The 14,652-nt window shown below is 52.9% G+C and carries 12 protein-coding genes; 5 read left to right on the plus strand and 7 right to left on the minus strand.

Going from position 1 to position 14,652, the window contains the following annotated elements; all coding sequences use genetic code 11:
- Positions 1-31: 31 nt before the first annotated feature.
- Positions 32-997 (plus strand): amidohydrolase family protein, encoded by a 966-nt coding sequence (locus tag HYX42_RS09790; protein ID WP_293402302.1) that lies wholly within the window; start codon positions 32-34, stop codon positions 995-997.
- Positions 998-1,057: 60 nt separating this feature from the next.
- The gene (locus HYX42_RS09795) at positions 1,058-2,044 is read left to right on the plus strand and encodes a tripartite tricarboxylate transporter substrate binding protein (RefSeq protein ID WP_293402304.1); all 987 of its coding nucleotides are present in this window, start codon (positions 1,058-1,060) and stop codon (positions 2,042-2,044) included.
- A 25-nt stretch (positions 2,045-2,069) separates the two neighbouring features.
- On the opposite strand, the gene HYX42_RS09800 is transcribed toward HYX42_RS09795, so the two are convergent.
- Entirely contained in the window at positions 2,070-3,050 is a 981-nt protein-coding gene (locus HYX42_RS09800) for a tripartite tricarboxylate transporter substrate binding protein (protein ID WP_293402306.1), read from the minus strand.
- A 328-nt stretch (positions 3,051-3,378) separates the two neighbouring features.
- On the opposite strand from HYX42_RS09800, the gene HYX42_RS09805 reads away from it, so the two are divergent.
- The 3 genes from HYX42_RS09805 (at position 3,379) to HYX42_RS09815 (ending at position 7,449) form a co-directional block, all read left to right on the plus strand.
- The gene (locus tag HYX42_RS09805) at positions 3,379-4,149 is read left to right on the plus strand and encodes an SDR family NAD(P)-dependent oxidoreductase (RefSeq protein ID WP_293402308.1); all 771 of its coding nucleotides are present in this window, start codon (positions 3,379-3,381) and stop codon (positions 4,147-4,149) included.
- Between the two features lie 660 nt (positions 4,150-4,809).
- On the plus strand, positions 4,810-5,262 hold the full coding sequence (locus HYX42_RS09810) for a (2Fe-2S)-binding protein (protein WP_293402310.1): 453 nt from the start codon (positions 4,810-4,812) through the stop codon (positions 5,260-5,262).
- 3 nt (positions 5,263-5,265) lie between these two features.
- Positions 5,266-7,449, plus strand: coding sequence for a molybdopterin cofactor-binding domain-containing protein (locus tag HYX42_RS09815; RefSeq protein WP_293402312.1), 2,184 nt, complete (start codon positions 5,266-5,268; stop codon positions 7,447-7,449).
- 178 nt (positions 7,450-7,627) lie between these two features.
- On the opposite strand, the gene HYX42_RS09820 is transcribed toward HYX42_RS09815, so the two are convergent.
- From HYX42_RS09820 to HYX42_RS09845, 6 genes are all read right to left on the minus strand, one after another.
- Positions 7,628-8,491: an SMP-30/gluconolactonase/LRE family protein gene (locus tag HYX42_RS09820; RefSeq protein WP_293402314.1), complete on the minus strand. Its 864-nt coding sequence runs from the start codon at positions 8,489-8,491 to the stop codon at positions 7,628-7,630.
- On the minus strand, positions 8,491-10,074 hold the full coding sequence (locus tag HYX42_RS09825) for a bifunctional 3-(3-hydroxy-phenyl)propionate/3-hydroxycinnamic acid hydroxylase (RefSeq protein ID WP_293402316.1): 1,584 nt from the start codon (positions 10,072-10,074) through the stop codon (positions 8,491-8,493). Before HYX42_RS09825 ends, HYX42_RS09820 begins: the two co-directional genes overlap by 1 nt.
- Before the next feature lie 116 nt (positions 10,075-10,190).
- A complete protein-coding gene (locus HYX42_RS09830; RefSeq protein ID WP_366931148.1) occupies positions 10,191-10,973 on the minus strand; it encodes an SDR family oxidoreductase in 783 nt (260 codons plus the stop codon).
- Positions 10,974-11,008: 35 nt separating this feature from the next.
- Positions 11,009-12,322: a histidinol dehydrogenase gene (gene hisD, locus HYX42_RS09835; RefSeq protein ID WP_293402318.1), complete on the minus strand. Its 1,314-nt coding sequence runs from the start codon at positions 12,320-12,322 to the stop codon at positions 11,009-11,011.
- 110 nt (positions 12,323-12,432) lie between these two features.
- Positions 12,433-13,131, minus strand: a complete 699-nt coding sequence (locus HYX42_RS09840) for an SDR family oxidoreductase (protein WP_293402320.1) — start codon at positions 13,129-13,131, stop codon at positions 12,433-12,435.
- A 155-nt stretch (positions 13,132-13,286) separates the two neighbouring features.
- Positions 13,287-14,543, minus strand: coding sequence for an MFS transporter (locus tag HYX42_RS09845; protein WP_293402321.1), 1,257 nt, complete (start codon positions 14,541-14,543; stop codon positions 13,287-13,289).
- Positions 14,544-14,652 lie beyond the last annotated feature (109 nt).

Below are 14,652 nucleotides of genomic sequence, written 5' to 3' on the forward strand. Positions count from 1 at the left end.
GTGCCATTCAACCATCAAGGGTATTTTTTGCATGTTTAAAAATCCACGCTGCCAAGTGATTGCAATCGAAGAGCACTATTGGGATGCAGAACTGGCATCTCATTTTGTTGGCGCTGAGGGGAGTCGCCCTGGTGTGATTGAAAATCGACTACGGGACTTCGGTGGCGATCGCATTGCGGACATGGATGCTGCCGGCATCGATCTATGCGTTCTCTCGCATGGCGCGCCGTCAGGCCAAAAGCTGCCAGCAGAAATAGCCGTGGGATTGATCGAGCGCGTCAACGACAGACTGGCGGCAGCGGTAGCAGCAAATCCTGATCGGCTTGCAGCCTTTGCGGCGCTACCGACAGTGTTGCCAGAAGCGGCTGCTGATGAGTTGGAGCGCTGTGTGTCCATGGGGTTCAAGGGTGCCATGCTTCACGGCTTGTCTAATGGCGAATTTTTAGATCTCAAGAAATTTTGGCCTATATACGAGCGTGCAGAACGTCTCGACGTGCCCATTTATCTCCATCCGTCTCAGCCTCATCCGGGCGTGATAGACGCTTATTACAAAGACTATCTGTCTGACTATCCCATGCTTGCGCGCCCTGCATGGGGCTATGCAGTCGAAGCGGGAACTCAGGCGGTGCGACTTATTTTGTCGGGAGTTTTCGATAAGTACCCCAAGCTCAAAGTGATGCTTGGTCATTTGGGTGAGTCATTGCCTTTTCAACTATGGCGATTGGATCAGGCCCTTTCTCGACCTGGCCAAAAGTCGGTCAGATTTCGAGAGATTTTCTCTAATAACTTCTGGATCACCACCAGTGGATTCTTTTCCACTCCCGCATTACTGTGCAGCACGATGGAGGTGGGGGTGGATCGAGTGCTTTTTGCAGTTGACTGGCCATTTGTTTCAGACAGCAGCGCGGGCATTAAATGGATGGAGAGCGTGCCACTTTGCGCCGAAGACAAAGTCAAGATTCTCAGTGGAAATGCGAAAAGATTATTGAAGCTGTGAATCGTAGGGCTACACCCCCGCAATTTACGGATTGCACCTATTTCTAAATACGGAGACAACATGACGAAAATTTCTAACGCCGCAAGATCTGCCATCCTCTTCTTGACAACCTTAGCCATAAGCACTGTAAATGTGGCGTCAGCTGCAGAAGGGTATCCCGTCAGACCAGTGCGCATTGTGGTGCCATACGCAACCGGTGGAAGCGCCGACGTGTTGGCTCGACAGATCGGCGCGGGATTGCAGCAGACATGGGGACAAGCGGTTGTAGTCGATAACCGGGCCGGTGCTGCGGGGAATATTGGCACCATGGAGGTAGTTCGCTCACCAGCAGATGGGTACACACTTCTGATTCAGAATCCAACAATGGTCTCTAACTTGGCTGTGGCAGGAAAGCTGCCCTACGATCCTAATAGAGATCTCACGCCGATCATGTATTTGGGCGAGACGCCCCTTGTAGTCGTGGCTCATCCGTCTGCCAACATCGGCAACTTGAAGGAACTTGTCGCGGCAGCCAAGGCAAAGCCTGGTTCGTTGTCATATGGGTCCTGTGCGATAGGGAGCCCGCAACATTTTGTAATGGAAATTATTAAAGAGCGAACGGGAATCGAGGCCACCCATGTGGCCTATAAAGGTTGCGCGCCCGCCCTGGCCGACGTTCTGGGTGGACAGATACCATTGGCTGTGGTCACCGCTAACCTGGTCGCCCCCCACGTTAAAAGCGGCAAGCTCAAGGTGGTTGGCGTCTCCACCGCGAAGCGTTACGCGCAACTTCCAGACAGCCCCAGCTTTGAAGAGCAGGGGCTCCAATCTTTCGATATTGCCAATTGGAATGGTTTGATGGGTCCTGCCAAACTTTCGGCCGATACCGTCAATAAGCTCTCGGCAGCCGTCAGAAAGGTGCTCGCGGATCCTGCTGTAATAGCGGGACTGGCGAAAGCCGGAGTAGAGGTCAATCCGATGCCGGCTAGTGCTTTGGTAAACGCAATTCGAGTGGATACCGTCAGGTATTCAAAAATTGCGAAAGATGCAAATATAAAATCTGAATAGAAAGGTATCGCTGGGGGGGGGCTTCCTAATCCGCCTCGATGCGAGCATCTGTTACAACCTTCTTCCAGCGGGCCAAATCGTTTTGGATGAGTTGAGATAGTTGAAGTGGAGTGCTTGTGTGGATCGAAAGTCCTTGCTTCATCAACGCCGCCTTTACGTCATCAGAATTGATAACTTCGATGAAGTCTTTGTTAAGCCGCGCAATTAAATCAGGCGGAGTCCGTCCCGGTGCCAGCACCGCGTACCAAGAGTCAATGCTATCCATGTAGTTCACTCCCTGCTCCCGAAAGGTCGGTACTTCCGGTGATAGTGCGCTTCGGGTGCTGCCCGTTACGGCGAGTACGCGTACTTTGCCTGCCTCTGCGTGGGGACGCATTGAATGAACGCTGGCAAACATCATTTGCACTTGTCCGCCCATCAGATCGGTCAACGCTCCTTGTATGCCCTTGTAGGGGACATGAACGACATTTACACCAGCGCTGGATTTGAAGAGCTCCATTGCAAGGTGCTGGGGCGTCCCATTTCCAGGTGTACCGTAGTTAAGTGCTCCATTTCGCTGCTTAGCGTATGCAATTAGTGAGGCCATATCTTTAGCCGGGACCGATGGATTAATTGCAAATACAAATCCGGACTCGGCGAGTTTGGTTATAGGCGCAAAGTCTTTGACGGTATCGAAAGGCATGCGCTTATAGATCGCAGGAGCCATCGTAAACGTGCTAATCGCCATGAGAAGCGTGTGCCCGTCCGCCGGCGCACTGGCAACTTGTTGTGCTCCGATATTGCCGCTTGCACCTGGTTTGTTGTCAACCACCACGGCTTGGCCCCAACGCAAAGAAAGTTTTGGCGCAATGATGCGCGCGATGATGTCGCTGCCGCTGCTCGGCGTGTATGGCACTACCAAAGTAACTGCCTTTACTGGAAAGGTCCCCGCTGACTGAGCATAAGTGGTGCCCCAAACCGTTAGTGTGAATAGCGCGACTAGAAGAGTTTTGTACGGTGTTCTCATAGATTGGGAGTGTTCGTTGCTGGAAAGTTGATAGATGTATATATTTCTGGGTTTTTCCGCTAAATATCCGAAGGGCGGGGTACTCGTTTTGTCTAGCAGGTAACCCGCTATTAGCTTGCGGTGCGACCGCCCGGCCGTAGGATGCTAGGTGACACTTGATGACGTTGATAGATGAATTATTTCTAGGTGTGATACGAATCGGGTATCAACATCAAAACTATCGGAGAGGTAAGTAATGGTCCTAAAAGTGCCTACTTCTTAATTCAAGCATTCTGATTTACATTCCCACAGCTTTAAAAACTTCTACACAACTTGAAAGCGATATTCCATGAACCCCAAAGGCAACACAATTCTCATTACCGGAGGCGGTACCGGAATCGGCCGAGCACTCGCTGAGGCTTTTCACTCGTTGGGAAATCAGGTGATCATCACTGGGCGTCGTAAGGAGATGCTCGAGAAAACTGTCGCTGCAAATCCCGGAATGACAGCGTATGCCCTGGACATCATGGACGGCGAAGAGATCAAGAGATTCTCTGAAAAACTTTTGAAGGCCCATCCGTCATTGAATGGCGTAATTCACAATGCGGGGATCATGCGTACAGAGTGGGTCAAGGAAGCTAAAGTCACCGACGCCGAGGAAATCGTAATAACTAACTTGCTCGGACCGATCCGCTTGACAGCTTCGTTGTTGCCCCATTTCCAGGCTGCAAATAGTGCTTTCGTCATGACCGTTTCTTCAGGCTTGGCCTTCCTGCCAGGTGCCGTTACTCCCACCTATTGCGCTACTAAGGCCGCCATTCACTCTTATACCCAATCGCTCCGCTATCAACTGCGTGATACCTCCGTGCAGGTAATCGAGCTCATCCCTCCTTACGTGCAAACAGAGCTGACCGGAGCTGCTCACGCGGTCGATCCCAATGCGATGCCCTTGAAAGACTTCATTTCGGAGACGATGAGCATCATCACATCTACCCCTGATGTTCAAGAGGTTTGCGTGGAGCGCGTGAAGCCGTTGCGGTTCTCCGCATCTGGTCCGAACTACGAGGCGTTATTTCAGAAGTTTAATGACTCAAGAAGTGGGGCTGCGGCAGGCCACTGATTTAGAAGCGCTATGCCCGTTCGCTGAGTTAGTTCAACGCGTGGTTTGCGCAGATTACGCAGTGGAGAACACGTGAAGTGTGCCCGTGCATCGTTCCTTCGGAGGGTGCTCGGGTTTCCTTTTAGGGCTGTAGGGCGCAAGGCACTGAAAGCTTCGGAGCCGGCATCCCCAGTTTTCCAACCAGTGTCCTGTGGAGTAATGCAGGAATATATTTTCGCGCGCTGATGTCTTGCACATCTTCCTGCTGCCACTTAGTCTCGTCAGTCAACTCACCTCGTTACAGTTTGTGGCTTGAATCTCACCGAGACTTAGACGAAGACCTTTGCCCTTCGCTATTTGATGCCATCGACGCTGTCTGATCGGCGTCGGCCCTATTCAATATGAATTTCAGCTGTGGCCATGTGCTCCCGCTTCATTTGCGTGCAGTTTGGAAGATCTAGCTGCTGAGTTGCTTTTAGGTAAGTTAGGTTCGCTTAAGTGCCTACTTCACATGGGCGGACTTCTCTCTTAAAGTCCCCTCGGCGAGTCGTTGATTGGCGTCACAACAAAACAAAAAATGCGCTGATCTAAACGTTTCACCTGCCTTAGTCGGCAGCATTACGCCAGGTACGAATCCAAACAGCAGAGCTAGATGAACACAACCACGTGGAGAACACAACGATGACTAAATTTACGTTAAACGGGAAAGCCGTCGAATCAACGCAGCCACCAGATACCCCCCTTCTGTGGGTGGTTCGTGATGAACTGGGCCTTAAAGGTACCAAGTTTGGTTGCGGTATGGCGCTTTGCGGTGCCTGCACGGTACATCTCAACGGCGAACCTACTCGATCATGTGTCTTGCCGGTATCTTCGGTAGAGGGTCAACGGATAACCACCATAGAGGGCATCTCGCCAAACGGGGAGCATCCCCTGCAGAAGGCGTGGGTCGCCGAGCAAGTGCCGCAATGCGGATATTGCCAATCTGGCCAACTTATGACGGCGACCGCTTTGCTGGCAAAAAACAAGAAGCCAAGCCGCGCGCAAATCGTCGAGCACATGTCGGGCAACATTTGCCGCTGCGGAACTTACAACCAAATCATTGCTGGCATTGAACGCGCAGCTAAAGAAGGCTGATCCATGACAATCGAGTTCACTCATGACGTACATAAAGTTTCCCGTAGAAACTTCTTGCTCTCCTCAGGTGCTATCACTGTTGGTGTCGCATTCGGCCCATCTGCTGGCTCCGTTTTCGCACAAGGAAGCGCTATCAAGCCAAATGCATGGATCCAGGTTGGTTCAGATGGAATAGTGACAATTTATTCCCCTGGAGCAGAAATGGGTCAGGGTGTGAGGACCGCAATGCCTCTGCTCGTGGCCGAGGATATGGATCTGGACTGGTCTAAGGTCAAAGTCTTGCAGGCCCCAGCGGATCCAAAGAACTATGGCAATGTTGGATTTGGTGGTGCAATGATTACTGGCGCGTCCCGAACCACTCGCGGCTACTATGAAGTGTTGCGAATCGCTGGGCATCAGGCCCGCGAAGTCATGCGGTTCAATGCGGCAAAGAGATGGGCTGTACCTATATCCGAAGTATCGACTGAGCCGCACTTCGCTGTACACGCCAGCAGCAAGAGACGCCTGTCCTATGGTGAAATTGCTGCCTTCGCCGAGGTGCCGGCTGATTTTCCGAAGTCCACTCGTGAGCAACTCAAGCCCGCGTCGCAATTTCGCTTGATTGGCAAGAACACCCCTCGTATTGATATTCCCGAGAAGGTGTTGGGCAAGGCGAATTACGGCATCGATGTTTCCCTCCCCGGAATGGTCTATGCGAGTATCCTGCGGGCGCCTGTACAAGGTGAAAAGCCTGAGCGAATTGACGATACGGAAGCAAAAAAGATTGCTGGGGTAAAAGCCGTCGTTCCACTTCCCTATGGCGTTGCCGTGGTCGCCGAAACTTACTGGGTGGCGCTGAAGGCACGTAACGCGCTGAAAGTGGAATGGTCTCAAACGGCTAAGGCCCGTACCTATTCATCTGAGGCCGTCCTGGCCGAATACAGAGCCAGATCTGCTCGTCTTGAGGACACCGGCGTTGAGCATGTGAAAGTTGGCGATCCTGAAGCGGCATTCAAGGTGGCGCACAAAGTTATTGAGGCGCAGTTCACATCCCAGCATGTTGCCCATGCCTGTATGGAGCCTATGAACTGTACCGCCCAGGTTACAGGAGACAGAATCGAAATATGGGCACCCTCTCAGTCCCCGTCATTTTCAATGGGGGCTGCGGGGCGCCTGGGCTTCCCTCCTGAAAAAACAACCGTAAACCTGACTCTTTTGGGCGGCGGTTTTGGAAGGCGTACGGAGCAGGATTACACCGTCGATGCGGTTTTGGTAGCTAAAGCTTTACCTGGCGTACCAGTTAAGGTACTGTGGACGCGAGAGGACGATATTCGAAGCGACAAATACCGACCAATGGTCGTTCAGCATCTCACTGCGGCTATGGATGAAAAGGGCAAGGTGACAGGCTTGCGACACCGCATGGTTTCGGAATCGATCAATGCACGTCTGTTACCGCCAGCTTTTGAGCGCGGCGGTGGCCGTGACCCTTCAGTGTGCGATGGCGCGGAGGCCATTACTTATGGTGTTCCCAATCGCATACTGAACTATCTGCGCGAGCAACGTGGTGTTGATGTGGGCTTTTGGCGTGCGGTCGGTCCAGGCTACACCAAGTTCGCAATCGAAAGCATGATGGATGAGTTGGCGCTTGCTGCAAAGCAAGATGAGGTGACTTTCAGGCTGAACCAACTATCGGCCGAGCCCAAAGCCATGGATGTCATTAAAGCGGTGGCCAATATGGCTGGATGGACCAAGCGCCGGCCAGCCGGAAGGGCACTTGGCATCGCTTACTCTGATGCATGGGAGGCGCATGTCGCGCAGATAGCGGAGGTTTCAGTGGACAGGAAGACCGGACGCATCCGAGTACATGACGTCTGGTGCGCAGTCGACCCTGGAATCGCTCTGCAGCCTCACAATATCGCCGTCCAAATGGAATCATCCATCATGTATGGGCTTTCTGCATTGCTAGGCGAGAAGGTGATACTTGAGAAGGGGGTGCCTCAAGCATCCAATTTTCACGACTATCCGCTGCTACGGATGAATGAGGCGCCACGTGTCCACGTAAAGGTTTTACCGTCAGGGGGAAAACCTAGTGGCATAGGTGAAGTCGGACTTCCGCCTATAGCCCCTGCTGTCGCCAGCGCGGTCTTTAAACTAACTGGCAAACGCCTTCGCGATTTGCCATTCGACCCAGCCATTTTGACTGTCTGATCGAGATGCTGAGTATTAGTGTTTCGGCCGATTCGCAGGCCGGCTCTAGACTCAGCATTCTCCGGCGTGGTTCGAGCGCCAGGATTTGCGTAAGGGCAAGGAAGTTGATGTCTGTCGGCTGGCTCACCCGGGAAACTGGCAGCTCATTAACCACTGACTTCGGGAAAGCTTTGCATCGCTAGGGAATGCCGGCACCTGCTGTCTCTGCCGTCATGAATCTAATGCTTCCATTCCGCGTAATGTTCTTTTTATCCTGCTCATCAATTTCGCAGACACCTAGAAAAAGGCTCTTGCGGTCAACCCCCCCGAGTACACATGAAATTGCTCTTTCATGGGGTAACTTTATACGCTCCAAGACCTGACCGTCGAGAGAAATCCTTTGGAACTCCTGATCCCAAAGAAGCGCGACCCAAAGGGCACCAGAACTGTCCAAACACATGCCATCAGGTCGACCACTTAGTGACGCGTGCACGCGCCTATTCGTAAGAATCCCGCCGACGGAGATATCGAAGGAAGTGATGCACTGTCCAAACGTTTCCGCAAGATAAAGCTTGCGACTGTTCCTACAAACTGCAATTCCGTTGGGAAATCTAACATCTGGCGCTGCTATCCGCGCTTCTTCGCCAGGGGACCAGGTAAGAAGGCTGCCAGACTTTTCGGGTTCGCCTTTTAGCAGGTCAAAGCCCGTGTCCCCAACCCAAACCCTACCGTCCTCATCGACGATCATGTCGTTCAGCAAGCCTTGGGCGTGACTGGATAAATCGGAGGCCATTACCAAGTTTCCGTCTTCTTGGACCCACCACAGCCGCTTGTCTAGTGCAGTGGCCAATAGGAGACGCCCGTCCGGCATCACACCTAGTCCTGCAGGCCGGCCGGGCACATCGGCAACCTTTTGTGGAAGCTGGCCTGGCTCGAGCTTCATCAGGCGAAAGTTGTGGACGTCCGAAAACCAAAGTGAGTTGTTGTGCCAGCGTGGGGATTCCGGCCATGCAAGGCCGCTTGCGAGTAGGGGCGGGGTACCATGCACAGTCAGACTACTCATTACCGGCGAACCTTTTGACCGAGTTGCTTTAACAGGTCGTCAATAAGGCCTGGCAAGCTCTCCATCGCGCCTGCGCCGAATATGTAGAAGTCAGGTCTCACTACCAGTACCTCTATGCCGTGACGCTGAAAATAATCGGCATACGCACCTTCCACATCCATTGATGGCTCAATAAAGGTGGCAAGGGTGCCGATCGCCTCCATTGCCTGACACTGTTGTTGCTTAAGTGCCGTCCAGGGATTTTTGGTGACGCTTATCAATGCGAACTTCCCCTTCTGCTGGAAGGAGTCAAGCAAACCTGCTTTGTCTCCAATGCGAACCTGTCCTTGTACACCCAGTTCACCAGTCGGCGCGCGCAGAGTCCCATCGACTTCCCTGTGCAGAACGCCAGTGGTCAACTTCGGAAAGTCTGGCATTGGGGGGGCCCAGCCGTCTTTAAAACGTTGATCTCTTTCTTCGGCAGCCTGGGGATCCACCGTGCAAGGTAACTTTCCTGACTCGATGGAAATGATTGTCCAATCCCTGACATGTGGTTCGCGCTCTTGCTGGTAAGTGCTGAGAACTTCAGGACCGGTGATGCCCCGCAATACCAGATCCAGTTTCCAGCTCAAATTGGCTGCATCCCTGATGCCCGAGCACATGCCTTGGCCCATAAATGGTGGCATCGTGTGCGCTGCATCACCCATCAGGAATACCCTGTCGTGCTGCCATCGGCTCGCTAGCCTCGCGCTGAAGACATACGGCAGTTGTCTGACTATCTCAACATCCTCTTGAGTTACCCCTTGTTGAGCAAGTAATTCCCAGGCTTTCTCAGGACGTGAAAACTCCTCGGGTGTCTCGTTCTCGAACATATACCACTCCCATCTCCTGTGACGCTTTCCGAGTGGAAGTATGGTGACGGGTCGAACGGGATCGCATATCTGTCCACAATCCGGGTCAAAGCGACGAAGACTTCTTTTTCGCTTCGCATCCACGACCAGCCAGCGTTCATTGAAGCCCAAGTCCTCTTGTTTAATCCCGAGTTTCTGTCGCACCGGACTTCCAGCGCCGTCCGAGGCAATTAGATACTTCCCACGAAGTCGCTGCTCAATTTCCGTGATTTCTGGTGTTGCGGAGCCTTCGACTGCCCTGGTCCTCCGAATTACCAGTTCAACATGATCGTCGTGCTGAATGAATTCGATGGCCTGCCATCCGCAGAAGCTTGTGACCTTCGGCTCTTCATCAAGACGTTTAGCTAAAGCGCTATCAATCAGAGGCATGAACATCATGTAATCAGCGTTGTAGCCAGACACGCCCTTGGCTCCCCAAGGAAACTCTATGAGCACATCCCCTTTGGCATTTTTCCAGACATAGTCCATCGGCGCCTCGGCGTCTGCCAAGACGGGATCTGCACTGTCGACTGAGGCGAGAATTCGCGCGATTTCATGGTCGATATGGCCGGCGCGAGGATGGCCATACAGGCCCTCATGCTTCTCAACGAGCGCCACGGTATGGCCAGCCTGGGCAATCAATGCCGCAGATGTCATCCCAACGGGGCCGCGGCCAAGTTGAATGACGTCAAAAATAGGGTGTGTGTTTTCCATGTGTGTGTTGTCTGTTTCTAGTGAGTCCGCTTGTATTCGGTCTGATCGCTAACCTTGTCCCTACCCCGGGGGGTAGGTTTGGGATTCCATTGAATCGATGCGTTGTCCAGGATTAGTCAGGCCGCCGTCCATCCTCCATCGACAAGAAGAGAGGCACCTGTGATGAGCGCCGCCGCATCGCTGGCTAGGAATACGATCGGGCCCATCACATCTGTAAGCTCGCCTAAACGGCCCAAGGCAATTTTGTCGAGCACCTGAGCCCTGAAGACTGGCTCCTCCAGTTGCGCACGAGTCATTTCAGTTGCGATGAACGTCGGGCATACGCTGTTCACGCGAATCCCGTGTTTTCCGACTTCGGTGGCCAGCGCCTTTGTCATGCCTTCCATCGCATGTTTTGTCGCACAGTAAACAGTCCGCTTTGTAGCGCCAACGTGTCCCATCTGAGAGGATATTTGTACGATTGAGCCGGCAAGTTGATGGTGGATTAATCCTCTGACCACTTCCCTTGCCACGCACAAAGATGCTCTTACATTCAAGTTGAGCATCAAGTCGATGTCTTCATCAGGCGTGTCTACTAGCAGCGCTGGTCGATTTGTTCCCGCGTTGTTAATGAGAATCGGATATGGACCTGTTTCACTCACAAAACGGGCAACAGCTTTTGAGTCGGTAACGTCCAACTGGGCGCTGACGGCCTTCATCCCGGCTGAAACTAGTGCGTTCGCAATTTCGTGTGTCTCGGAACTGGTGCGTGCAACCAGCGTGACGTGGGCACCGGCTTCAGCCAGGGCAACTGCGGCGGCCATGCCTATCCCCCTACCAGCCCCTGTGATAAGAGCCCTTCGGCCATCAAGCCTAAAAGAAGGCGTCCGAGGCATACTGGTTGCCGAGATCGTGTCCATGAATGACGAAAAATATTCCAGGGAGGACAACAAGGTCAGACCGCTTCAACTGGCTTGTACCACTCGACATCGCGTTTCCCATAACGGCGAACGCGGATGTTTGCCTGCTCGCCGTGGCCTGCAAAGTTCTCCATGTGACATAACCTGGAGCAATACTCCCCCACCATCGCCGATGCTTCGTCCGTGAGGACGCGCTGATATGTGCAGGTCTTTATGAATTTCCCGACCCACAGGCCACCCGTGTAACGCGCCGCTTTGTTTGTTGGAAGAGTGTGATTGGTTCCAATGACCTTATCTCCAAAGGAGACATTTGTGCGCGGCCCAAGGAATAGCGCACCATAGTTGCTCATGTTCTTGAGGAAGTAGTCCGGATCTACCGTCATGACCTGAACATGTTCAGACGCAAGTTCATCCGCCTTTTGCACCATCTCCTCAAGGGTGTCGCAAACAATGACTTCGCCATTCTCTGCCCAGGCAATGCTTGCGATGTCGGCAGTAGGCAGAATCCGCAACTGGCGTTCGACCTCTGCGATGGTTTCACGCGCCAATTTCTCGGAATTGGTAAGAAGAACTGCGGGCGTGGTGGGCCCATGCTCCGCCTGACCAAGCAGATCCACCGCGCAGATTTCCGCATCCACACTTTCATCAGCGATGATGAGCGTTTCAGTCGGACCTGCAAAAAGATCGATTCCGACACGACCAAAAAGCTGTCTCTTGGCCTCAGCGACAAACATGTTGCCTGGTCCCACAATCATGTCCACTGGGGCGATTGACTCAGTACCAATGGCCATCGCTGCCACCGCTTGGACACCGCCAAGGACCAATATCTCGTCAGCCCCAGCCAGATGCATGGCTGCCACGATAGCAGGATGGGGTGTACCGTTGAAGGGAGGAGCGGTGGCAACCACGCGCTTTACGCCGGCAACTTTGGCCGTCAATACGCTCATATGTGCGGATGCGATCAGCGGATATTTCCCTCCTGGGATGTAGCAGCCCACAGCATTCACGGGGATATGTTTGTGGCCAAGGACCACGCCAGGCATGGTTTCTATCTCGAGATCCAGCATCGTCGCACGTTGCTTCTCCGCAAAGTTGCGTATCTGTTTTTGTGCGAAACGGATGTCTTCCAGTTCGCGTGGCGTCAAGCTTGCAATGGCCGAATCGATTTGTTCCTGCGACAACTTAAATGTCTCTGGCGCCCATTTATCAAATTGTTGGGAGTATTCGCGGACTGCTGCGTCACCGCGCTCACTTACATTTTTGATGATGTCCTCTACAGTAGTACGTACTTTGGCGTCTGCAGCTGCCAGTGACTCTACGTCGCGGCCTTTCTTGAGATAGCGGATCATGTTGATTTCCAGGTGAGAGTGAAGTAAAGATTTAGAGAAAAGTTTTAGCTATCGCAGAAGCAAACGCTCGCAAATAGCCCGAAGTTGTTAAGGGGTGGTTGGAGCACTAACTAGTGCCGAACAGAACCACCATCAACCACCAGTGACTGTCCTGTTATGAACTGGCTTGCCGGCGAGAGCAGAAATTCGATCGCACCGACGGTGTCTTCTGGTGTTTGTGGACGTTTGAGGGCGCGGGACTGTATTTGCGCAGGCTCCATCAGTGCGAGCTCCGGCTCGAGCGGCGTGACGATCAGTCCCGGTGCGACTGAGTTAACACGTATTCCACGATCCCCGATCTCGGCGGATAGGCTTCTTACAAACCCAATGAGCCCTGCTTTAGAGGCCACATACGCACTATGTGCAGGAATGCCTTTGTAGACCGTGCCGGAGGTTATAAAAACCAGAGAGCTGTTGTCTTCTAGTAACGGCAAGATCGATTGGGTAAGCGCAATTGGACCGGTAAGATTTACGGCTAGAACCCGAAGCCAGTATTCGCGAGGCTCGGCCGCCAGGTATCGGTACTGTGATATTCCTGCACAGTGGACCACTCCGGTGACCTTCTTGCCGGCATCAGCTAGCGTTTGAACTGCTTCATCAATGCTTGGCAGTTCCGCCAGATCGCATTTGATGAAATCGACGTTCGCGTCAGCGCGCGGCGCGACCCGATCCAGTACGGTGACCTTTGCGCCTTTTGAAACCAGCGAGGTTGCCAAAGCAGCCCCGATTGCGCCGGAGCCGCCGGTAATAAGAATATGGTTGTTGTTCATCGTTGAGAGTCGGGGCGAAGGGGCCTGCAGTTGATAGATAGTTTTTGAGGTGGCAGATTTGTTGCTGTGTTGCGCATAGACGGCGACTGTTTGACCTGGCTGCTATCGGGGACGTTGCTACCGATCTGCAATCTAGTCCCGCCAAAAACAGCTGCTTAGACGCGGCTGCCTCCGAGAATTGGTGCTCTGGGTGTGTCATCGGGCTTTTCCTCCACCGGGAATGGATATGCCTTCCCCAGTCTTGTTAGCAGGATGACGACTACGCATAGCAGGCAAAAAAAGCCGATCAGCGCGGGGCGATACGAACCAGTTCTATCGAAAATCATTCCCATCACGAAGGGGCCAATCCCACCGCCCACAGTAAAAATCGCGAATAGATATCCGTAAACCTGACCGAATGATCGAAGGCCCAGGTAACGGCTTTGGAGGTATCCGATCAGGTCGACTTCCGCTCCAAGGCCCAATCCAACAAGTACTGCCCCAAGCAGGGAAAGTCTCTCGTCCGACGTTGTGGCAAGCAGCACTAGGCCAATCGCTGGCATCACAACAAAAGCAATGGCAACATTTGGACCGAAAAATTTGTCAAGCAAATAGCCCGAGAGAAGGCGGCCAATGATCAGAGACGCACCGATGCTGGCAAATACGTTCACAGCAGTAGCTGTCGGCACTCCCCGATCGGTAAGAAGGGGGATGAGGTGCACGATTACACCGTTTGCCACAATTGGAATGCTGATAAAGGCACCGGCAAGAATCCAGAAAACCTTGCTTTTCAGAGCTTCGGACGCTGTTAATCCTGGAAGCGCAAGAGCGCCAGATTTTCCCGACCTGACTGGTTCGCGAAGAAAAATTGCGACTGCCGGTAGTGCTATGACCATAACAGTCAAGCCGAGGCCGATGAATGCACCTCTCCATCCGATGGATTGATTCAACTCTTGAGCAATACGAGGCATTAAGGCTGCGCCGATGCCTACCCCGGTCATGGCGATGCCTAGTGCCAATCCTCTTTTTGCGTCAAATGTCGCGGAGATCGCTTTTGCGTAGGGTAGGGGTGCTTGCCCAGCGCTAAAAAGTCCCAAAACCGCAAAAAGTGCGATGAACAGCGCGTACGAGCTTGACACCACGGACATGGACATAGTTGCGAGGCCAAACAGGACGATGGCACCCAGCGTAATCCGTTTAATACCGTGGCGATCAATCAACCAACCCACAATAGGGGTCCCGATCGCTGCGAAAAGCGCAGCGACAAGGATCGCAGAAGATGCCATGCCTCGAGACCAGCCGAATTCAGTAGTGATCGGCTTGATGAGCACGGAGAACGAAAACTGATAGATCGTTATATTGCCGACAATCAGACCCAGGAAAGATCCAAAAACAATCCACCATGGGTTACCCAGAAGCGACTTCTGTTTCATTGTTGTCTCCGAATAGTTTTTTTGATCTGGAAGCTTGGCGTCGAGACGGCCTGAAAGCTGCATTGCCCACTTTAGTGGTATGTTGTGCTTAACCCAACCTTCACAACGC

The sequence above is a fragment of the Polaromonas sp. genome (genome assembly GCF_016185115.1).
Classification (GTDB): domain Bacteria; phylum Pseudomonadota; class Gammaproteobacteria; order Burkholderiales; family Burkholderiaceae_C; genus Polaromonas.